Origin of the sequence: Arthrobacter sp. yr096, assembly GCF_900108925.1 — a bacterium.
Classification (GTDB): Bacteria; Actinomycetota; Actinomycetes; order Actinomycetales; family Micrococcaceae; genus Arthrobacter.
This window is the reverse complement of the sequence record NZ_FNYI01000004.1, coordinates 388,689-408,503: the sequence shown is the minus strand read 5'-3', so window position 1 is coordinate 408,503 and position 19,815 is coordinate 388,689. Positions and strand designations below refer to the sequence as shown.

Below are 19,815 nucleotides of genomic sequence, written 5' to 3'. Positions count from 1 at the left end.
TGCATGGCTTCCACCGGCACTGCCACGATGCATGAGAACGAGCCCCACCGGGATGATTTGGCCCACCGGCTGAATTGGTTGCGGGCCGGAGTCCTTGGCGCCAACGACGGCATCGTGTCCGTCGCTGCGATCGTGGTGGGGGTGGCCGGTGCCACGACCAGCACCGGCAGCATTCTCGCCGCCGGCACAGCCGGGCTGGTGGGTGGCGCCATCTCCATGGCCTTGGGTGAGTACGTCTCCGTCAGCAGCCAGAGCGATACCCAGAAGGCACTGATTGAGAAGGAACGCCGGGAACTGGCCGAGGAACCGGAAGATGAACTCAACGAGCTCGCCGCGATCTACGAGTCCAAAGGGCTCAGTGCCAAGACCGCCAGGACTGTTGCCGAAGAGCTGACCAAGCACGATGCCTTGGCCGCACACCTTTCGGCGGAACTGAACATCCATGAAGAGGACATCGTCAGTCCCTGGAACGCGGCCTTGGCTTCCGCCGTGGCTTTCACCCTGGGAGCGGCGCTTCCGATGCTGGCGATACTCTTGCCGCCACCGGAGATGCGCGTGCCCCTGACTTTCGTGGCGGTGCTCCTCGCCCTGGCGATCACCGGCGCCGTGGGCGCGTGGATCGGCGGCGCTTCCCGGTTCCGGGCTGCGGCCCGGGTGGTGTTGGGCGGGGCCTTGGCCCTTGCCGCCACCTTCTCCATTGGAAGCCTCTTGGGTGCCAGCGGCGTTTTCTAGCGGACGGTCATTGCTGCGGCGTTAGGCTGATCGCGTGACCCTTCACGCGATGATTCCCATTCCGGGCGACCTCCACGCCCGGTACAACCGCGACTCGGCAGGCCGCGATTGGTTGGCCAGCCTCCCGGGACTTATCTCCGACGCCCTTGACCGTTGGCACTTGTCGGTTGGCTTGGCGCCCGGGGCCGAGCCTTGGAACGGCCACGGCGCCCTGGTGGTGCCGGTACTGCAGGACACCATCCCGGCTGCCCTGAAAATTGCTTTCCCCCACGACGAAGCCCTGGTTGAGCGCCACGCACTGACACTCTGGGACGGCCACGGAGCTGCCCGGCTCCTGGCCGCGGATGCCCCCAGCTGCTCCATGCTCCTTGAACGCCTGGATGCCTCGCGTTGGCTCCACAGCGCTCCACTGGACGAGGCCCGGGACGCCTGGGGCGCCATTGTGCGCCAGCTCTCCATCACACCTGACGAACGCCTTGAATGGCAGGCCTTCGAGCATATTGCCGCCACTGCCGAGCGATGGAGTGACGAACTCCCCGCGGACTGGGAACAATTGGAGCAACCATTTCCACGGTGGTTGCTGGAGGCAGCCCTTGAGGTGTGCCAGACCCGCGGAGCAGTGGGACGCCGCTCCGGCACGGATGTCCTGGTCCACACGGACCTGCACTTCATGAACATCCTGGCCACAGCCGGCGGCAGTGCTCCATTCCGAGGCGACTACCTGGCCATCGATCCGCAGCCACAGATTGGCGAGGCCGAGTTCGCCGTCGCTCCGATCCTGTGGAACCGCGTTCATGACCTTTCACGCACCGATCCGGAGGCCGCGTTGCTGGAACGGTGCCGGGACTTCAGCCTCGCCGCTGGACTTGATCCGGAGGCTGCCCGGCAATGGAGCATCGCCCGTGAAGTGGAAAACGCCTTGTGGTACGCCGCCAAACCCGGGCACAGCGGGGATCTTGCCCGCTCACTGTGGGTAGCAAGCACCCTTGCCGGCAAAACGCTGGACAATCTGCCCAAAGCGCACCAGCTTCCTGAGCCCGGGGAAGCGGTTCACTAACCCATGGCCCTCACAGTCGCTTTGATTGGTTCGGGTGCCATCGGCTCACGGATCGCAGAACTTCTTGACGCCGGCAATGCCCCAGGCATCCTGTTGGCCGGCTTTGTACCTCACGGCGATGCCGGAACAGGATTCAGTTTCGACGAAGCCTTGGATGTGGCAGACGTGGTGGTGGAGTGCGCCGGTGTTGGAGCTGTTGCCGAATTCGGCCCGCGGGTCATCTCGGCCGGAAGGGATCTGTTGGTGACCTCCATTGGTGCCCTGTGTGACGGCACGCTGCGGAAAACGTTGCTCGACGACGGTCCAGGCCGCACCTTTCTGACATCCGGTGCGTTGGGTGGACTGGATGCCATCGCTGCCGCTGCCGCGGGCGGCAGCATCCACCGCATCACCGTGGAATCGCGGAAACTGCCGGCAGCCTTGATTCAACCCTGGATGGATGGCGAAACGAGAAAGGGAATTCTCGCAACCACCCACCCCGTGGAATTGCTGCGGGGCGGACCGGCCGACATGATCAAAGCCTTCCCCAAATCCACCAACGTAGTGTCCGCGCTCGCTGTGGCAGCCGGTGATTGGGACGTGGTGGAAGCGGCGCTGATCGCCGACCCCACTGCCAAGCAGACGAGCCATCACGTGGTGGCCGAAACGAGCCTTGGCACCCTCGAAGTCCGTGTCACCAACCAGGCTTCCCCCGATAACCCTGCCTCAAGCGCCTTGGTGCCACACGCCGTCGTGCGTGGTTTGAAGACGCTGGCCAACGCCAGCGGAACGTTCATCTGACGCCGCCCTACGCGGCGAAGTTCTCGTTCCAGACATCCACGCCGAGCTTGATGATCAGCGCGGCTACGACGATCAGGAAAACGATCCGCACAAAGCCGCTCCCCTTGGCCACTGCTGTGCGGGCCCCGAGGTAGCCGCCGGCCATGTTCGCCAACCCCAGAACCAGCCCTACGCCCCACAGCAGGGAGCCATGAGGGAGGAAGAAAATCAAGGCTCCGGCGTTCGTGGCCATGTTGACGATCTTCGCCTTGGCGCTGGCTTCGAGGAACGCATAGCCCATGGCTGAAACAAGGGCGATCACCAGGAAAGAGCCGGTACCGGGGCCGATCAGGCCGTCGTAAAAGCCAATGACGGCCCCAATGAGGCACGCCACGACGTAATGCTTATGACCGTCATGGCGCAGCGCTGTCAGCTCACCGGCGCCGGGCCGCAACGCCGTGAAGATTGCGACGGCGATCAAGGCCACCACGATGATGGGCTTGAACACGCTGGCCGGCAGGGAGGCAGCAAGGATTGCACCGCCGAAACTCCCGGCCAGGGCTATTACTGCCATGGGAACCGCAGTTTTGAGGTCGGGTCCCACACGGCCGTAGTACGTGACCGCGCTGGTGGTGGTCCCGAAAATGGACCCCATCTTGTTGGTCGCCAGCGCTTGGACGGGCGTGATGCCCGGGACCAGCAGGAGGGCCGGAAGCTGGATCAGCCCCCCGCCACCAACAACAGCATCGACCCACCCTGCTGCGAATCCAGCCACCACAATCAGGATGATGGTGGTGAGCTGGATCGACTCGAAGCCGGAAATCACCGGTTTCGTACGGCGTTGACCACGTAATCCACGGCCTTGTCCACCGAGATGTTCTCGGCTTCACCGCTGCGGCGGTCCTTGATTTCCACGACGCCATCCACCAGTCCCCGGCCGACAGCCAGGATGGTGGGTACGCCCACAAGCTCGGCATCGCCGAACTTCACGCCGGGCGAAACCTTGGGACGGTCATCGAAAATGACGTCCAGGCCAGCGGATTCCAACTCTGCGGAGAGCTTCTCAGCGGCCTCGAAGATCTCATCGCCACGTCCAACAGCCACCACGTGAACGTCGGCGGGAGCCACCGAGCGGGGCCAGACAATGCCGCGGTCATCGTGGTTGGCCTCGGCCAGGGCTGCCACGGCACGCGTAACACCCACGCCGTAGGAGCCCATGGTGACAACAACCTGCTTGCCGTTCTGGTCCAGGACCTTCAGGTCCAGTGCTTCGGCGTACTTGCGGCCGAGCTGGAAAATGTGACCCATCTCGATTCCACGGGCGGTCTCCAAAGGACCGGAGCCGTCGGGGGCGGGATCGCCGGCACGCACTTCGGTGCTCTCGATGACGCCATCCCAGCTGAAGTCCCGGCCTGCCACCAGTCCGAAAACGTGCTTGCCCTCGGCGTTGGCACCGGTAACCCAGCTGGTGCCGGAAACCACCCGGGGGTCCACCAGGAAGAGCACCTTGGAGGATCCCTCAAGGCCCAGGACGGGCTGATTCAGGGACAGGCCGGGGCCGATGTAGCCCTTGACCAGCCACGGGAGCTTCTTGAGGTCCTCGTCGTTGGCAGCTTCGAGGCCGATTTCACCGGCGATGGGCAGGTGGGAGCCGATGTTCGCTTCCACGCGCTTGAGGTCCACGGCGCGGTCTCCCGGTACGCCGATGACCACGATCTGGCGCTCACCGGTGGGCAGCGTCACGGCGAGGACCACGTTCTTGAGGGTGTCAGCGGCAGTCCAGGCGCCGCCGTCGGACTCGCTGCGGGAAGCCAGCTGGTTGGCGGCGTCCACCAAAGTATCGATGGTGGGCGTGTTCGGGGTGTCCAGGACCTGGGCCGCGGGCGCATCGGTGAAGTCAATTTCTGCCGGGACAACGGTGGTGACGGCTTCGACGTTGGCGTAGTAGCCGCCGGCGGAGCGAACGAACGTGTCCTCGCCGATCTCGGTGGGGAACAGGAATTCCTCGCTCTTGGAACCACCCATGGCACCGGCCGTGGCGGCAACCGGGATGACTTCCAGGCCCAGGCGTTCGAAGATCTTCAGGTACGCGGCACGGTGGGCGGCGTAGCTGGCGTCCAAGCCGGCGTCATCGACGTCGAAGGAGTAGGAATCCTTCATGATGAACTCGCGGCCGCGAAGGAGGCCTGCACGGGGACGGGCCTCATCGCGGTACTTGTTCTGGATCTGGTACAGGCTCAGCGGCAGGTCCTTGTACGAGGAGTACAGATCCTTGACCAGGAGCGTGAACATTTCCTCGTGCGTGGGAGCAAGGAGGTAGTCCGCGCCCTTGCGGTCCTGGAGGCGGAAAAGGCCCTCGCCGTACTCGGTCCAACGGTTGGTGGCCTCGTAAGGTTCGCGCGGCAGCAGCGCCGGGAAGTGGACTTCCTGGGCACCGATGGCCGACATCTCCTGGCGGATGATCTCCTCCACCTTGCGCAGGACACTCAGGCCCAGCGGCAGCCAGGTGTAAATGCCGGGGGCTGCGCGGCGGATGTACCCGGCGCGGACCAGGAGCTTGTGGCTGGCGACCTCGGCGTCGACGGGATCTTCACGCAGGGTGCGCAGGAACAGCTGGGAAAGGCGAAGGACCACGGGTACGTATCCGTTTCTATGGCAGATGTGGCAAAAACAACTGCCTACTAATCTACCGGCTGACTGCCCTGCCGCTTGAACATGCGGTTGGACGGTGCTGGCGGGCCCACGCGCAGAAGAGCCACGCCGTCGCGTTTGGAAGCCCCTGGCCGCTAAGGGCTGGTCATCCTGCGATGGCGTGGCTCAGCGGCCGGCCGGCCGCAGACTCTGTCCGGGGACTAGTTCCCCGTTCCCTCCAGCGGAACGGGATTGCCTGCAGCAGGGAAGCATTGCTTATTGCCGAACTCACGGATGATGCGGGCGCTCATGGCACCCTTCAAGGTCTTTGTCACGATTCCCCCTCAACCATCCGCACCCCAACGACACGGCTTGGAAAGAACCTATGTGATAGCGGACACGTTTTCAAGGATTAGCCACCTTGCAAATGTGCACCGCTCCCCTTGACCCGCCCTCTTGGCCGTCATATTTTTAATTCATCAGTTGGTGAATTTTGGAGTCTCCGGAGGCCACAATGTCCCTTTCCTCACCGGCCATGGAGTCCTCAACGGCCATCCAGGCCACCGGACTTCATATCATCCGCTCCCGGACGAAGATTCTCCGCGGTCTTGATTTCACGGTGGCTTCCGGCAGGATTACGGGCCTGCTGGGCCCCTCCGGCAGCGGTAAGACAACGCTCATGCGTGCCATCGTTGGCGTCCAGCGGATCACACGGGGCGCGGTTACTGTCCTCGACCGCCCTGCGGGCAGTGCACCGCTCAGGCACGACGTCGGTTACGTTACCCAGGGTGCAAGCGTCTACGGGGACCTCAGCGTCGAAGCGAATGTCAGGTACTTCGGTGCCATGCACGGCGCGACGCCGGCAGACGCCAAAGAGGCGATTGCCGCCGTCGGGCTCGCATCACTCGCGCGGCAAAAGGCAGCCGATCTGTCCGGCGGACAGTTCAGCCGGGTATCCCTGGCATGCGCCTTGGTTTCCCACCCAAAGCTCCTGGTCCTGGACGAGCCAACCGTGGGGCTTGATCCGGTGCTTCGCGCAGAACTGTGGGAACGTTTCGCTGCCATGGCTGCCGCCGGCACAACGCTGCTGGTGTCCAGCCACGTGATGGAAGAAGCCACGCACTGCTCCTCGCTCCTCCTGCTGCGCGACGGGCTGCTCCTGGCACAGCTCAGTCCGGCGGAACTGGCGGCCCGCGGCCGCAGCGATGACCTGGAGCGCGCATTCCTGACCATCATCAAGGCCGCCGATCGTGGCCAGGAAAGCCAGGTGGCATCATGAACCTCCGCATGACCCTCGCCACCACCACGCGGGTTTTGGGACAACTCCGCCACGACCACCGCAGCGTGGCACTGATCCTGGTGGTCCCTGCCCTTCTGCTGGCAGCGGTCTATTTCCTGTTCGAAAACGAGACACTGCCACCTGGTTTCCCCCGCACCTTCGACCGCGTCGGCCTGATGATGCTGGCCATTTTCCCCTTTGTGGTGATGTTCCTGGTCACCTCCATCACCATGCTGCGTGAGCGGACATCGGGGACCTTGGAACGGCTACTGACCACGCCCATCCATAAGGCCGACCTGCTGTTCGGCTATGCACTGGCCTTCTCCATCATGGCCGCACTGCAATCCCTGGTGGCGACAGCTGTTGCCTATTGGGTGTTCGATCTGGACATCAAGGGAAGCCCGGGATTCGTGGTGATGATCGCCGTCATCAACGCCGTTTTGGGTGTTGCCCTGGGGCTGCTGTGCTCGGCCTTCGCCCGCACCGAATTCCAGGCCGTCCAGTTCATGCCCGTGGTGGTGGTCCCCCAAATCCTGTTGTGCGGCCTGTTCGTGGCCCGGGAGGACATGAATGCGGTCCTCGAAGCCATCTCCGGAGCCCTCCCACTGACGTTTTCCGTGGATGCACTCAAGGAAATCGCCGCTAACGCCGAGGCCACCTCAGCGATGTGGCAGGACACCCTGGTGATGGGCGCGATTGTGGTGGGCGTCCTTGTCCTGGCCTCCCTGACGCTTCGGCGGCAGACACGATGAGCCTTCCGCAGATACGGCGAGGCCGACGCAGCGCCCGCGAGCATTCCCGGGAGGCCATCCTCGCGGCTGCCCGGAAACTGTTTGCCGAGCATGGGTTCGAGGGGACCAGCTTGCGCCAGGTGGCCCGGGAGGCCTCGGTGGACCCGGCCATGGTGCACCACTTCTTCCGGGGCAAGGACGAACTCTTTGCCGCCAGCGTGGAGTTGCCCGCGGATCCGGCCGAGGTTCTGGCCGGCGTCGAAGGTACCGACCCCGGCGCCAGGGCCGAGGTGATCGTCCGGGCTGTGCTGCGCTTGTGGGAGGGCCCGGCACAGCATGGGCTGGTGGCGTTCGTTCGGGGAACCATCGGGTCCAAAGCCAAGACGGCCATGCTGCGGGAAATGGTGAACCGGACCATCCTGTCCCGCGTGATGGCCGGTGTACCTGGGCCAGCTGAGGAAGTGCGCCTCAGGGGTAGCCTGGTGGCGTCACAGGTGATGGGCTTGATGCTGACCCGGTACGTACTCCGGCTCGAGCCCTTGGCCTCCGCTGCCCAGGATGACGTGGTCCGCTGGGTGGCACCGAACATCCAGCGCTACCTCACAGGGAACCTGGACTCCCCCAAATAGCAGCAGCACGGGCCCTTTGGGGAACCCGTGCTGCTGCTTGGCCGTGCTGCTATTTGGCCGTGCTGCTATTTGATGAGGTCCGCGGCTTCGTCCAGCATCGCCTCAAGCTTGGGGAGCTCGGAGTCCTCCACCTTGGTTCCCGTTGACTGCGCTACCAGCACAACTCCACTTTTGACCGCTGAGACGAACAATTGGTTCTGGGATCCGGCTGTTCCGGCAACCGTGCTCCGGTACGCGATGGCCCCAGGAGTCTTGGCTGAGGTCGGCAGGGCTTTGCTGCTTGCCTGGACTACCTCTCCCATGATGGTCATCTGGACATTTCCGCACGCGGCGAGATCTTTGGCGCTCTTCTCGGAAACAGCCTTCACCTTGTCCTCGGACACTCCGGAGAAGAGCGACAGAAGGTTGGCCGTCTCGGCAGTCGAACTTGCTGAGGCACCGATGCTGATGGTGGCCCCTTCCTCCATCTGAATGCCGCCCCCGGTAAGGAAGTTTGCACATGCGGCAGGCTCCACCGTGACGTTGGCAAGAAGGTCCTTAACCTGCTTCAAGGTATCCGCAAGGCGGTCCTCCGGCATCACCATGAGGCGAGTGCCCTTGGCATCGCGGACGTCGCCCACCATGGACGTCAGTTCAGCTTTCGAGTACGTTCGGAAGGGAGCCTCGGTGGGCGTCGGAGTTCCTGCTTCGCTCGCCGGAGCCGAGGCCGCATCGGTAGAGGTACCGGCACCGCTACAGGCGGTGAGACCCATGACCAACAGTCCTGACACGGCAAATCCGCGCAGCGCATTCTTATTCATTTGTTCCCCAGGGAAATGTGAGTGATGTGTTGACAGACGTCAGCGAAGATAAGAATACAAGCAGGAAGCCCCTGGCCTAGAAAAGTACCGTGGCGAACGTGCCCACTTGCTCGAAGCCCACACGCTCGTAAGTAGCGCGGGCCTTGGCGTTGTAATCGTTCACGTAAAGGCTCGTCACCGGCGCAAAAGTCCGTGACAGATTCACGACGGCGGCCATGTAGCCGGCGCTTTGGCCGCGGCCACGCAGGTCCGGATTCATCCACACGCCCTGCACCTGGGTAACGTCCTGGGTGACAGCGCCCAGTTCTGCCTTGAAGATCACCGTGCCTGCTGCATCGATATGGACCAAAGAATGGCCCTGCCGAATGAGCCCGGCAACCCGACGGCTGTAGAACTCCTGCCCTCCAAGGAAGGGCGAATACCCAACCTCTTCCTCAAACATCGCTGCGCAGGCAGGCAGAATGCGGTCGAAGTCGTTCATGGCGCCAAAGGTCAGCGCAGGATTGGCGTGAATGGCGGGGGCTCCGGAGATCGTCAGAAGCGGCTGCTGCGCACGTACTTCGTGCGCCCCATGACCTAACTGCTCGAAGCGGGAGTACAACGCCAGAACGGTATCGGCTGGCCCAAAAATGGAAGCGTACCGGCGTCCTGTTTGATGGGCTGCCGTGGCTATGTAGCCTGCCAGCCCTGGATCGAGTTGCACGGGCACCAGATTGGCTCCTGCCCAGCAAGCACCCAGGAGTGTCCCGCCGTCGAAGACTCCGAAGACGCTGGCGCCACCGCTGGTGGGCGCGGCTGTGCCCGTGCTGTCCAAATGGGCCAAAATGAAGACGTTGGCCACGACGTCCTCACGTGCAAGCGCGCGAAGAGCCAGGGTGTCGGCACTGCCGAGCACCCTGACTCCCAGGCCGTTCTCGTTACGAGACGCTAACCACGGGGCTACCCTTGACAGCATCTTCGCCATCGGCCTCCCCCATCTCTTCAGCGATACGCATGGCCTCTTCGATCAGTGTCTCAACAATTTCGCTCTCAGGCACAGTCTTGATGACTTCACCCTTCACGAAAATCTGGCCCTTGCCGTTTCCGGAGGCCACGCCCAGGTCGGCTTCACGGGCCTCACCGGGTCCGTTGACCACGCAGCCCATCACGGCAACGCGCAGCGGAATCTCCATGCCTTCGAGGCCGGCGGTGACCTGCTCAGCCAGCGTATACACGTCCACTTGGGCGCGGCCACACGAAGGGCAGGACACAATCTCGAGCTTGCGCGGGCGCAGGTTCAGGGACTGCAGGATCTGGTTGCCCACCTTGATTTCCTCTACCGGCGGGGCCGAAAGGGAAACGCGGATGGTGTCGCCAATGCCACGGGAGAGGAGTGCACCGAAAGCCGTTGCCGACTTGATGGTCCCCTGGAATGCCGGACCGGCCTCGGTCACACCGAGGTGGAGGGGCCAGTCGCCCTTCTCGGCAAGCATCTCGTAGGCGGCCACCATGATGACGGGGTCGTTGTGCTTGACGGAGATCTTGAAGTCGTGGAAGCCGTGCTCTTCGAACAGCGAGGCTTCCCAGACGGCGGACTCAACCAGCGCCTCAGGCGTCGCCTTGCCGTACTTTTTCATGATGCCCGGTTCCAAGGAACCGGCGTTGACGCCGATACGAATGGACGTACCGTGGTCCCGGGCCGCTGCTGCGATTTCCTTGACCTGGTCATCGAACTTCCGGATGTTGCCCGGGTTCACGCGGACCGCGGCACATCCTGCTTCAATCGCGGCGAAGACGTACTTCGGCTGGAAGTGGATGTCCGCGATGACGGGGATCTGCGACTTGCGGGCAATGATGGGCAACGCTTCAGCATCGTCCGCGGAGGGGCAGGCAACTCGCACGATGTCACAGCCGGAAGCAGTCAGCTCAGCGATCTGCTGAAGCGTGGCGTTGATGTCCGTGGTGGGCGTAGTGGTCATGGACTGAACGCTGATGGGCGAGTCGGAACCAACACCAACGGACCCAACCTTGATCTGCCGCGTCTTACGGCGGGGGGCAAGGACGGGGGGTGGGGCTGCTGGCATTCCCAGGCTGACCGAGGTCACGTGGACTCCTTGGATTGGGGTGGATCGAAGTAGTAGAGAGCGTCCGCTTAGGACGCGTGGGCAGCCAGGACGCCGATGATGGGGGCCCATTCCGTGGTACGGATGCCGGCGATGACGCCGGCTTCAGCGAACGGATCCTGCTTGAGGAGGTCATTGAGCCCGGCTTCGTCTGCGGACTTGAAGATCAGCAGGGCGCCAGCACCGTCACCGTACGGGCCACTGGCCAGCAGAGTGCCTTCCTCGGCCAGATCGCCGAGCCAGGCACGGTGTGCGGGGCGGGCTTCGTCGCGAAGGGGACCGGAATCTGCAACGTATACGTACTCAACAGCGAAAACAGTCATGGAGCTAGCCTATCCCGCCTGCTCTGCCGAAAATGTTCATGGGTGTGCCGAAAATACTCAACGGTCAACCGAAGATGTTCACCGGCTTCACAATGTCCGCGTAGATCAGCAGGGCGCCCATCGCCATGAGCAGCGCTGCCACCACGTAGGTAACGGGCAGCAGTTTTGCGATGTCGAATGCGCCCGGGTCCGGCTTGCCGCGCAATTTGGCTACTTGGCGTCGCGCGCCCTCGTACAGCGCTCCGGCCACGTGACCACCGTCAAGGGGCAGCAAGGGAATGAGGTTGAAGATGGCCAACGCGAAATTGAGCCCGGCCAGCAAGCCCACCAGGGTTCCGATGCGTGCCTGCATCGGAACCTCCTCCATGGCAGCGACTTCGCCTGCGACGCGGCCAACACCCACCACACTGATGGGTCCGTTGGGATCGCGCGGCTCTTCGCTGAAGGCTGCTTTCGCAACGCCAACCACCCGGGCGGGCAGGTTGAAGATCACACCGGAGATCTGCTTGATGTTTTCCCCGGCCATGGGAAGAACGGCCGACGCCGGTTGCGGAACCAAGGCACTTTGGGCACCGATGCCCAGGAAACCGACCTCCTGATATTGCAGAACCCCATTGGCGTCCTGTGCTTGGCGTCCGTCGGAACCGACGACGGGGCGGGACGAAAGCACGGGCGTCACCGTGGCGTCCACGGAAGTTCCGTTCCGCTGCACCGTGATGGGCACCTCCTTACCCGCGGAGGCACGGATCCAGCCCGTCAGCTCGTCCCAGCTGGTGACGGGCTTTCCATCGAAGGACGTGATGGTGTCGTTTGGCTGGAGACCGGCGGCAGCGGCTGGGGTGGGCTTGCAGTCAGCCGAGTCCGGATCCACAGTCTCCCCCGCCGCAACCTGGCATTTGGAAACATCGGCGATGGTGGTGGTTGCCTGGGCTGTGCCAAAGCCCATCAGCAGGACCGCCAACAGGATGAGCCCGATGATCATGTTCATGGCCGGGCCGCCCAGCATGATGATGATCTTTTTCCATACAGGAAGCTTGTAGAACACACGGTTTTCGTCCCCGGCACCCACTTCTTCATGTGCCATGGAACGTGCCTCGGTGGCCAGCGTCTGGAACATGCCCGTACTCGAGGGGCGGACTGCACCATCTTCCTTGTTCGGCGGGTACATGCCGATCATGGACACATACCCACCCAGGGGTAGGGCCTTGAAGCCGTACTCGGTCTCGCCCTTCTTCCTGGACCACAGCGTGGGTCCAAAGCCGATCATGTACTTGGTCACGCGGACTTTAAAGAGCTTCGCAGGCACCAGGTGGCCTACCTCGTGCAACGCGATGGAGACGGCTACGCCGATCGCGACGAAGACGACTCCGAGGATAAAGAGAAGGACTGGACTCATGCCGGTGGGACTGCTTCCGTAAAGGTTGTGTGAGCTACAGGGCGCTGCTGGTGGCTAAACGATCGTGGGTTCGGCCGCGTGCCCACTTCTCAGCATCCAGCACGGACTCCACCGTTAGCTCAGAAGAGCCTGAATGTTCACTGAGGACAGACTCAACCGTATACACGATGTCCGTGAAACGAATGCGGCCGGCGTGGAAGGCAACAACAGCTTCCTCATTGGCGGCGTTGAAGACGGCAGGGAAGGTACTGCCCTGCTTGGCTGCGTCCTTGGCGAGGTCCACGGCCGGGAACGCCACGGTATCCAGTGGCTCAAACGTCCAGCTGGTGGCTTGAGTCCAGTCGCAGGCCTTGGCAGCATGGGGCACACGGTCCGGCCAGCCCAGCCCCAGGGCGATGGGCAGCCTCATGTCCGGGGGCGAGGCCTGGGCGATGATGGATCCGTCCACGAACTGGACCATGGAGTGGACCACCGATTGAGGATGAACCACTACGTCGATCCTGTCCAGGGGAACATCGAAGAGCAGGTGGGCCTCGATCACTTCCAGGCCCTTGTTCACCAGGCTGGCTGAGTTGGTGGTGACCATGAGGCCCATGTCCCACGTGGGGTGGGCCAGCGCTTCCTGCGGCGTGACGCTGTGAAGCTGCTCGCGGCTCCGCCCGCGGAACGGACCACCGGAGGCCGTGAGGATCAGCTTCTCCACTTCCTGTTCAGTGCCGGAACGCAGGCACTGGGCAATGGCGGAATGCTCGGAATCAACAGGGACTATCTGACCGGGGCGTGCGGCGGCTTTGACCAGGGCGCCCCCGACGATCAGTGATTCCTTGTTGGCCAGGGCCAATGTGGCGCCGGTTCTGAGCGCAGCGAGCGTGGGCGCCAGGCCGATGGACCCGGTGATGCCATTCAGGACGACGTCGCATTCGATGGCTGCGATGTGTGTGGAGGCGTCCGGACCAACAAAGATTTCCGGAGCGAAGTTGACCAGACCGGACGCGGCTGCGGCTGCGGCTATCAGCTGCCGCAAGAGCGTGGCATCTCCCCCGGCGATACCCACTGCCTGCGCCTTGGTGTGCACGGCCTGCCGTGCGATGAGCTCAAGATTCCCGCCGCCGGCACTCAGCGCCACCACCTCGAAACGGTGTGGGGCAGCATCGACGACATCAATCGCCTGTGTGCCGATGGAACCGGTGGACCCGAGGATGACGATCTTGCGCGGCTGCATTGCTTAAGTATCCCAGCCGGCACAGGGAGCAGCGACCGGTCCAGGGCATCACGTGGATAACCCGGGCCGCTTGACCGGCCTCCTGCCGCGCGTACCGTTGGATTCACGCGTACCGTGGGAATGTGGAGTGGCTGTCCTGGTTCGACGCGCGGGACTACGAATTCGCCCGGCAAGTGTTGCAGCGCGGCACGGCTGCGCTGTATCTGGTTGCGTTCCTTTCCACCCTGAACCAATTTCCAGCCCTCCTCGGCGAGCGCGGGCTCTTGCCGGTACCGGACTTCCTGGGCTTGGCCCGTCGCCTGGACCGGCCCACCCTCTTCACGCGGCACTATTCGGACCGTTTCCTCAGGGCAGTGTGCTGGGCGGGCATGGCGATCGCTGCGCTGCTGGTGGCAGGTCTACCCCAAACCGGCCCACCGTGGGTGCCCATGCTGGCCTTCCTCACCCTATGGTTTCTCTACATGTCAATCGTCAACGTGGGCCAAACGTTCTACGGCTTTGGCTGGGAGATCCTGCTCCTCGAAGCCGGATTTACGGTGGCATTCCTTGGCTCGGACCAGACTCCCCCACCCACCACCATCTTGATCCTCATTGCCTGGCTCGTTTTCCGGCTTGAGTTCGGTGCAGGAATGATCAAGATCCGGGGTGGCCGCGAATGGCGCGACATGACGGCGATGTTCTACCACCATGAGACACAGCCAATGCCCGGCCCGCTCAGCAGGCAGGCGCACCTATTGCCGCGCGCACTCCACAAAGTGGAGGTGATGGGCAACCACTTCGCGCAACTGGTGGTCCCCTTTTTCCTATTCGCACCGCAACCGCTCGCCAGCATCGCAGCCAGCGTCATCATCGTCACCCAGCTGTGGCTGGTGGGCACCGGGAACTTTGCGTGGTTGAACTGGGTGGCTATCGTCCTGGCGTTCGCTGCATTAAGCGATCCCGTGGCGCATGCAGTTTTCCCGTTCATCCCGCTTGAGTGGCACGCAGGCGCCGAAACCCCGGGGTGGTGGCTCGCCGTCGTCGTCCTTGTAACCCTTCTGTTGCTGGTACTGAGCTACCGCCCGCTCCTCAATCTGTTCTCGAGACAGCAACTGATGAATGCGAGCTTTAACCGGTGGCGACTGGTCAACGCCTACGGCGCGTTCGGGACTGTCACCAAGCAGCGGATCGAGATCGTGGTGGAGGGCACGTTGGATGCGGAAGCCAACGTGCCGGATGGCCGGTGGTTGGAGTACGGGTTCAAAGGGAAGCCGGGCGATGTCCGGCGACTCTCCCGGCAATGGGCGCCGTATCATCTCAGGCTGGACTGGCTGATGTGGTTCCTGCCGTTGCGCACCGTCCACGAGGACTGGTTTTACGCTTTCATGGATAAGTTGCTGGAGGCCGACAAGCCGACGCTTGGGCTGCTTGGCCGGGACCCTTTCGACGGCGAACGCCCGCGTTGGGTGCGGGCGCGCAGCTATCTGTACCGCTTCGCCAGCCGTGCGGAGTTCCGCGAAACGGGCGACCGTTGGGTGCGGGTGTTGCTGTATGACGCCATCCCGCCCATGGAACTGAACAGTCGACGACGGCAGCTCCCCTAGACGGCGGCCTCCCTGTACGGCCTACCCCCCATGGCGGCTACGCCCATGGCGGCTACGCCCATGGCGGCTACGCCCGCGGCGGAGCCGTGGACTCCCGGACGACGAGGTGTGTGGCCAGTTCCACCCTGCGCGAGTCGATTTCCTCCCCGTTCTTCTGGCGGAGGATGAAGCTCAGCGCGGATCGTCCCATTTCCTGTAGCGGCTGGGACACTGAGGTCAGTGGCGGTACTGACTCTTCGGCTTGATGCGTGCCGTCGAATCCCACCAAGCTCATTTCCTCGGGAATCCGAACGTCCTGACGTCGGGCTTCTGCCAGGACGCCGAGGGCGATGCTGTCGCTGCCGGCGAAGATCGCGGTGGGCGGATCGTCGAGTGCCAACAAGGCCTTCATGGCCCGTACGCCGTTCTCCGGTTTGAACGGGCCCGCAGAAACGTAGTCGTCGTCCACGGTGACTCCCCCTGCCATCAAGGCAGCCATGTAGCCATGCAGGCGGGCCTGGCTGCACTCCGCCGTCGAAGGACCACCAATGTAGGCGATCTTCCGGTGGCCCAACTCCAACAGGTGCGAGGCCGCAGCCTTCCCGCCAGCCCAGTTGCTGGCGCCAACGCTGAAAACATCGGCGGGGGGCGGATTCAGCGGGTCAACCACCACAATAGGGATTTGGCGTCGTTTGAAAGCCTCCAATTGAGCGGCTCCAAACGCCGAGGTCACCACGATCATGCCTGCCCGGCCTTCGTCGATCATGCGTTGCGCGCGTTCCTCCGGACCCAACGGCGACGCCGCCTGGCGCCCGGTAATGGAGAGAATGACTTCCATTTCGGACACCGCCGCGTGCTCCATGACTCCATTGAGCACCTCCACCCCATAGGCCGAATTCAAGGAATCGAAGACCACCTCCACGGCGCGATGCTCGGGAATGCTTTTGCGTTGCACGGGCGACTTGTAGCCGGTGCGCTGAAGAGCTGCCAGCACCCGGGCGCGGGTTGCCTCCGCTACGTCCTCGCGGCCGTTGACAACTTTGGAAACGGTGGGCGCTGAAACCCCCACTTCCGCGGCGACGGCGGCCAGAGTGAGCTTGGACGGGCGAAGATCACGATCCACAATGCTCCTGCTTTCGAAATATTTCGGTCGCATTCAGTGTGCTTGATGCATGCCTGCCCCGTCAATGCAAGGTCATAATCTCCTGAAAATAAGCCAGCCTTGGGGCTTGACGGTGATGCCCCTCACAGCTAAATTTGGTGGGCACTTCCGAAAGGATTGTCGAAATATTTCGAAATGTCAACGGATTCGAAACGATCGATGTAGATCGTTCCGCCGCGGAGTGTGGCTTTTTACACGAAACAACCGGGCGATCAGAGTCGAGCCCGAAGGACGAATGGAAATGCACATGAAAAATCTGAAGTTGCGCACCGCCGGAATGGCGGTTTCCGCAGCCGCATTGTCGATTGCCCTGGCAGCCTGCGGATCCTCCGGACCTGCGGGGTCGGGAACATCCGCGGACTCCGCAACCATGTGGGGGCTGACAGGCGGCAACCAGCCCGTCCTCCAGACATCCGTTGACTCCTGGAACAAGGCACACCCCGATTCGTCCATCAAGCTCGACTTCTTCGCGAACGATGCTTACAAGACCAAGGTGCGGACCGCCGTCGGCGCCGGCCAGGGACCTACCTTCATCTACGGCTGGGGCGGCGGCGTCCTGAAGTCCTACGTTGATTCCGGCCAGGTGGACGACCTCTCCGGCTTCCTCAAGGAACACCCTGATGTTCAGAGCCGCTACCTTCCTTCGGTGCTCAAGAACGGCGAGATCGAGGGCAAGACGTACGCTCTGCCCAACAACAACGTGCAGCCCGTAGTCCTTTACTACAACAAAGAAGTCTTCGAGAAAATCGGTGCAGAAGCCCCCAAGACCTGGGACGAACTCATGGCACTGGTCCCCAAGTTCAAGGAAGCCGGCGTTGCTCCCTTCTCCCTGGGTGGGCAGTCCAAGTGGCCTGACCTGATGTGGCTCGAGTACCTGGTGGAACGCATTGGAGGCCCCGAGGTCTTCGCGAACATCGCGGCGAACAAGCCCAATGCCTGGTCGGATCCGGCCGTGATTGAGGCCCTGACCAAGATCCAGGATCTGGTGGACGCCGGAGGCTTCATCAACGGCTTCTCGTCGGTTGCAGCTGACAGCAACGCTGACCAAGCCCTGATGTACACGGGCAAAGCCGCCATGATCCTGCAAGGTGGCTGGATCTACCAAGGGCTGAAGAAGGACGCCGCAGATTTCGTCAAGAGCGGCAAGCTTGGCTACACCACGTTCCCCACAGTGGAGGGTGGCAAGGGTGATCCCGCCAACGTCGTGGGCAACCCCTCGAACTTCTGGTCCCTCTCCTCGAAAGCCACTGAAGGCCAAAAGAAGGCAGCCTTGGACTACGTCGCCGATGGCATGTTCACGGACGAGAACATCCAGGGACTCATTGATTCAGGTGCGGTGCCGGTGGTCAACGGTATCGAGGACAAGCTCGCTGCTTCCCCGGACAAGGACTTCCTGACCTACGTCTACGGCATGGCTAAGAACGCCCCCAGCTTCACCCTCTCCTGGGACCAGGCCCTCAGCCCCGCCCAAGGCGACGCGATGCTGGCAAACCTCGACCAGATCTTCCTGAAGAAGATCACCCCTGAGCAGTTCGCCTCCACCATGAACGCGACGATCGGGAAGTAGTCCTGTGTCAACCACAACAACCACCCGGGAGCAGTTGTCCCGGCGGGGTCAGGCATCCCGACGGACCTTGGAAAAAGGTCCTTCGGGATGGCTGGCGGCCCCGGCCCTCGCGTTCTTCATGCTCTTCGCCATCCTCCCGCTCCTGGGAGTCCTGTTCCTCAGCTTTACCCGCTGGGACGGACTTGGCGAGATCAAACTCGACGGACTCTCCAGCTGGAACACGGTCCTGGCCGATCCCGTCACGGGCAACGCCCTCCTGGTGACAGCAAAGATCATGCTCTTCTCCTTCATCGTCCAGGCACCCATCAGCCTCTTGCTCGGTGTCTTCACTGCCGCCAGTCAGAGGTACCGGGCCGCTCTGGCGGTTCTCTACTTCGTACCGCTGCTGTTGTCCTCGGCTGCTGTGGCCATTGCCTTCAAGGCGCTGCTGGACCCCAACTTCGGCCTTGGCCCAGGCTTGGGGCTGCCGTTCCTGGCGCAGGACTGGCTGGGTAACTCGGATCTGGTGCTGTTCGTGGTGGTCTTTGTGATCGCCTGGCAATTCGTGCCGTTCCACACGCTCATCTACCAAGGCGGCGTACGGCAAATCCCCACCTCGCTGTATGAGGCAGCACAAATCGACGGTGCCGGCAGGATCCAACAGTTCTTCAACATCACGTTGCCGCAGTTGAAATACACCATGATCACCTCTTCCACGCTCATGGTGGTGGGGTCCCTGGCTTACTTCGACCTGATCTTCGTGCTCACGGCCGGCGGCCCTGGCTACTCCACCAGGCTGCTTCCGCTCCACATGTACCTCACCGGCTTCAAAGCCAATGACATGGGAGCTGCGAGCGCCTTGGGCGTGATCCTGGTGGTCATCGGCCTGGCTTTGGCTTTGTTCCTTCAACGACTCGGCGGCAAGAACCGCAACGCCAGCCAATTGGAAGGCGCCTAATGGCTTCCACCACTCAACTCCCAACAGCACCCTCCGCGCTGCCAACGCCGGTGACCACCCGCCGTCGGCCCCAAAATCTTGGCCGCTCGCGGCCCAACCTTCTGGGTGGTCTGGGCGGCTGGATCTGGTTGGCGATCATCATTGTGCCGGTCTACTACGTGGTGATCACAAGCCTGAAGAACCAAGCAGGGTTCTTCACCTCCAACCCGATGCTGCCTCCGGCTGAGCCAACGCTGGACAATTACAAGCTGGTTCTGGAGAACGACTTCGCCAGGTACTTCGCCAACAGCCTCATCGTGACCGTGGGCAGTGTGGTTCCAGCCCTCTTTGTCGCCTTCATGGCGGCTTACGCAATTGTTCGAGGCAAAGGCAGGTTCCTCAGCTGGACCAACAATGTGTTCCTGCTGGGCCTCGCCATCCCGCTGCATGCCACGATCATCCCCATCTATTGGATGATCACCAAAGCCCACATGTACGACACCTTGCTGGCCCTCATCCTGCCGTCCATTGCGTTCGCGATCCCCGTGTCCGTGCTCATCCTGTCCAACTTCATGCGGGATGTTCCCAATGAGTTGTTTGAGTCGATGCGGCTGGATGGCTGCTCTGATTGGGCCATGATGTGGCGCCTCGCGCTGCCCATGACCAAGCCCGCTGTCATCACGGTTGGCATCTACAACGCACTGCATGTGTGGAACGGATTCCTGTTCCCGCTGATCCTCACGCAAAGCCCGGAGACCCGTGTACTGCCGTTGTCGCTTTGGACCTTCCAAGGTGAGTTCAGCGTCAACATTCCGGCGGTGCTGGCCTCCGTCGTGTTGGCCACGCTCCCCCTGCTGGTGGTCTACGTGGTGGCCCGCCGGCAGTTGCTCAGCGGCCTGACCGCCGGTTTCAGCAAGTAACTGGTTTCCAGCAGAAAGGAATTACTC

Annotated in this window: 19 protein-coding genes; 10 read left to right on the top strand and 9 right to left on the bottom strand. The window is 62.7% G+C overall.

Annotation, left to right across the window (positions count from 1 at the left end; genetic code table 11):
• Positions 1-3 precede the first annotated feature (3 nt).
• From BMY91_RS12830 to BMY91_RS12820, 3 genes are read left to right on the top strand one after another with little or no spacing between them, the layout of a single operon-like run.
• Complete coding sequence (locus BMY91_RS12830) at positions 4-732, top strand: VIT1/CCC1 transporter family protein (RefSeq protein WP_090822423.1); 729 nt, start codon at positions 4-6, stop codon at positions 730-732.
• Between the two features lie 34 nt (positions 733-766).
• A complete protein-coding gene (locus BMY91_RS12825) occupies positions 767-1,789 on the top strand; it encodes an aminoglycoside phosphotransferase family protein (RefSeq protein WP_256212726.1) in 1,023 nt (340 codons plus the stop codon).
• Between the two features lie 3 nt (positions 1,790-1,792).
• Positions 1,793-2,569 (top strand): aspartate dehydrogenase domain-containing protein, encoded by a 777-nt coding sequence (locus BMY91_RS12820; RefSeq protein ID WP_090822419.1) that lies wholly within the window; start codon positions 1,793-1,795, stop codon positions 2,567-2,569.
• 7 nt (positions 2,570-2,576) lie between these two features.
• Here the strand turns inward: BMY91_RS12820 and BMY91_RS12815 are convergent, their stop codons facing one another.
• A complete protein-coding gene (locus BMY91_RS12815) occupies positions 2,577-3,374 on the bottom strand; it encodes a sulfite exporter TauE/SafE family protein (RefSeq protein WP_090822417.1) in 798 nt (265 codons plus the stop codon).
• Positions 3,371-5,182, bottom strand: coding sequence for a proline--tRNA ligase (locus BMY91_RS12810; RefSeq protein WP_090822414.1), 1,812 nt, complete (start codon positions 5,180-5,182; stop codon positions 3,371-3,373). The genes BMY91_RS12815 and BMY91_RS12810 overlap by 4 nt, the downstream gene beginning before the upstream one ends.
• Before the next feature lie 511 nt (positions 5,183-5,693).
• On the opposite strand from BMY91_RS12810, the gene BMY91_RS12805 reads away from it, so the two are divergent.
• The 3 genes from BMY91_RS12805 to BMY91_RS12795 are packed head-to-tail and all read left to right on the top strand — an operon-like array spanning position 5,694 to position 7,818.
• A complete protein-coding gene (locus BMY91_RS12805) occupies positions 5,694-6,458 on the top strand; it encodes an ABC transporter ATP-binding protein (RefSeq protein WP_218143846.1) in 765 nt (254 codons plus the stop codon).
• An 8-nt stretch (positions 6,459-6,466) separates the two neighbouring features.
• Complete coding sequence (locus BMY91_RS12800; RefSeq protein ID WP_090822653.1) at positions 6,467-7,210, top strand: ABC transporter permease; 744 nt, start codon at positions 6,467-6,469, stop codon at positions 7,208-7,210.
• Positions 7,207-7,818 (top strand): TetR/AcrR family transcriptional regulator, encoded by a 612-nt coding sequence (locus tag BMY91_RS12795; RefSeq protein WP_090822413.1) that lies wholly within the window; start codon positions 7,207-7,209, stop codon positions 7,816-7,818. Before BMY91_RS12800 ends, BMY91_RS12795 begins: the two co-directional genes overlap by 4 nt.
• 65 nt (positions 7,819-7,883) lie before the next feature.
• On the opposite strand, the gene BMY91_RS12790 is transcribed toward BMY91_RS12795, so the two are convergent.
• The 6 genes from BMY91_RS12790 to dxr all read right to left on the bottom strand — a co-directional run bounded on the left by BMY91_RS12790 (position 7,884) and on the right by dxr (position 13,661).
• Positions 7,884-8,618, bottom strand: coding sequence for a hypothetical protein (locus BMY91_RS12790; RefSeq protein WP_090822411.1), 735 nt, complete (start codon positions 8,616-8,618; stop codon positions 7,884-7,886).
• A gap of 76 nt (positions 8,619-8,694) precedes the next feature.
• Positions 8,695-9,573 (bottom strand): GNAT family N-acetyltransferase, encoded by an 879-nt coding sequence (locus BMY91_RS12785; RefSeq protein ID WP_090822652.1) that lies wholly within the window; start codon positions 9,571-9,573, stop codon positions 8,695-8,697.
• Entirely contained in the window at positions 9,536-10,702 is a 1,167-nt protein-coding gene (gene ispG, locus BMY91_RS12780) for a flavodoxin-dependent (E)-4-hydroxy-3-methylbut-2-enyl-diphosphate synthase (protein WP_011774258.1), read from the bottom strand. The genes BMY91_RS12785 and ispG overlap by 38 nt, the downstream gene beginning before the upstream one ends.
• 47 nt (positions 10,703-10,749) lie before the next feature.
• Positions 10,750-11,043 (bottom strand): YciI family protein, encoded by a 294-nt coding sequence (locus tag BMY91_RS12775; RefSeq protein WP_090822408.1) that lies wholly within the window; start codon positions 11,041-11,043, stop codon positions 10,750-10,752.
• Between the two features lie 64 nt (positions 11,044-11,107).
• Complete coding sequence (locus tag BMY91_RS12770; RefSeq protein WP_090822406.1) at positions 11,108-12,439, bottom strand: M50 family metallopeptidase; 1,332 nt, start codon at positions 12,437-12,439, stop codon at positions 11,108-11,110.
• A 34-nt stretch (positions 12,440-12,473) separates the two neighbouring features.
• Positions 12,474-13,661 (bottom strand): 1-deoxy-D-xylulose-5-phosphate reductoisomerase, encoded by a 1,188-nt coding sequence (gene dxr, locus BMY91_RS12765; RefSeq protein WP_090822404.1) that lies wholly within the window; start codon positions 13,659-13,661, stop codon positions 12,474-12,476.
• Positions 13,662-13,783: 122 nt separating this feature from the next.
• Here dxr and BMY91_RS12760 point away from each other — a divergent pair, with 122 nt between their 5' ends.
• On the top strand, positions 13,784-15,244 hold the full coding sequence (locus BMY91_RS12760; RefSeq protein ID WP_090822402.1) for a lipase maturation factor family protein: 1,461 nt from the start codon (positions 13,784-13,786) through the stop codon (positions 15,242-15,244).
• A 67-nt stretch (positions 15,245-15,311) separates the two neighbouring features.
• On the opposite strand, the gene BMY91_RS12755 is transcribed toward BMY91_RS12760, so the two are convergent.
• Entirely contained in the window at positions 15,312-16,346 is a 1,035-nt protein-coding gene (locus tag BMY91_RS12755) for a LacI family DNA-binding transcriptional regulator (RefSeq protein ID WP_090822400.1), read from the bottom strand.
• A 286-nt stretch (positions 16,347-16,632) separates the two neighbouring features.
• Here BMY91_RS12755 and BMY91_RS12750 point away from each other — a divergent pair, with 286 nt between their 5' ends.
• From BMY91_RS12750 to BMY91_RS12740, 3 genes are read left to right on the top strand one after another with little or no spacing between them, the layout of a single operon-like run.
• The gene (locus tag BMY91_RS12750; protein ID WP_090822398.1) at positions 16,633-17,952 is read left to right on the top strand and encodes an extracellular solute-binding protein; all 1,320 of its coding nucleotides are present in this window, start codon (positions 16,633-16,635) and stop codon (positions 17,950-17,952) included.
• Between the two features lie 4 nt (positions 17,953-17,956).
• The gene (locus tag BMY91_RS12745) at positions 17,957-18,889 is read left to right on the top strand and encodes a carbohydrate ABC transporter permease (RefSeq protein ID WP_090822395.1); all 933 of its coding nucleotides are present in this window, start codon (positions 17,957-17,959) and stop codon (positions 18,887-18,889) included.
• Positions 18,889-19,788 (top strand): carbohydrate ABC transporter permease, encoded by a 900-nt coding sequence (locus BMY91_RS12740; RefSeq protein WP_090822393.1) that lies wholly within the window; start codon positions 18,889-18,891, stop codon positions 19,786-19,788. The genes BMY91_RS12745 and BMY91_RS12740 overlap by 1 nt, the downstream gene beginning before the upstream one ends.
• The last annotated feature ends 27 nt before the right edge of the window (positions 19,789-19,815 follow it).

What these genes read in the sequence shown, in the direction of transcription:
- BMY91_RS12800 (WP_090822653.1), top strand. Translation starts at nt 6,467, where the DNA reads ATGACCCTCGCCACCACCACGCGGGTTTTGGGACAACTCCGCCACGAC.
- BMY91_RS12775 (WP_090822408.1), bottom strand. Translation starts at nt 11,043, where the DNA reads ATGACTGTTTTCGCTGTTGAGTACGTATACGTTGCAGATTCCGGTCCC.
- BMY91_RS12790 (WP_090822411.1), bottom strand. Translation starts at nt 8,618, where the DNA reads ATGAATAAGAATGCGCTGCGCGGATTTGCCGTGTCAGGACTGTTGGTC.
- BMY91_RS12740 (WP_090822393.1), top strand. Translation starts at nt 18,889, where the DNA reads ATGGCTTCCACCACTCAACTCCCAACAGCACCCTCCGCGCTGCCAACG.
- BMY91_RS12795 (WP_090822413.1), top strand. Translation starts at nt 7,207, where the DNA reads ATGAGCCTTCCGCAGATACGGCGAGGCCGACGCAGCGCCCGCGAGCAT.
- BMY91_RS12805 (WP_218143846.1), top strand. Translation starts at nt 5,694, where the DNA reads ATGTCCCTTTCCTCACCGGCCATGGAGTCCTCAACGGCCATCCAGGCC.
- BMY91_RS12750 (WP_090822398.1), top strand. Translation starts at nt 16,633, where the DNA reads ATGAAAAATCTGAAGTTGCGCACCGCCGGAATGGCGGTTTCCGCAGCC.
- BMY91_RS12785 (WP_090822652.1), bottom strand. Translation starts at nt 9,573, where the DNA reads ATGCTGTCAAGGGTAGCCCCGTGGTTAGCGTCTCGTAACGAGAACGGC.
- BMY91_RS12770 (WP_090822406.1), bottom strand. Translation starts at nt 12,439, where the DNA reads ATGAGTCCAGTCCTTCTCTTTATCCTCGGAGTCGTCTTCGTCGCGATC.
- BMY91_RS12820 (WP_090822419.1), top strand. Translation starts at nt 1,793, where the DNA reads ATGGCCCTCACAGTCGCTTTGATTGGTTCGGGTGCCATCGGCTCACGG.
- dxr (WP_090822404.1), bottom strand. Translation starts at nt 13,661, where the DNA reads ATGCAGCCGCGCAAGATCGTCATCCTCGGGTCCACCGGTTCCATCGGC.
- BMY91_RS12830 (WP_090822423.1), top strand. Translation starts at nt 4, where the DNA reads ATGGCTTCCACCGGCACTGCCACGATGCATGAGAACGAGCCCCACCGG.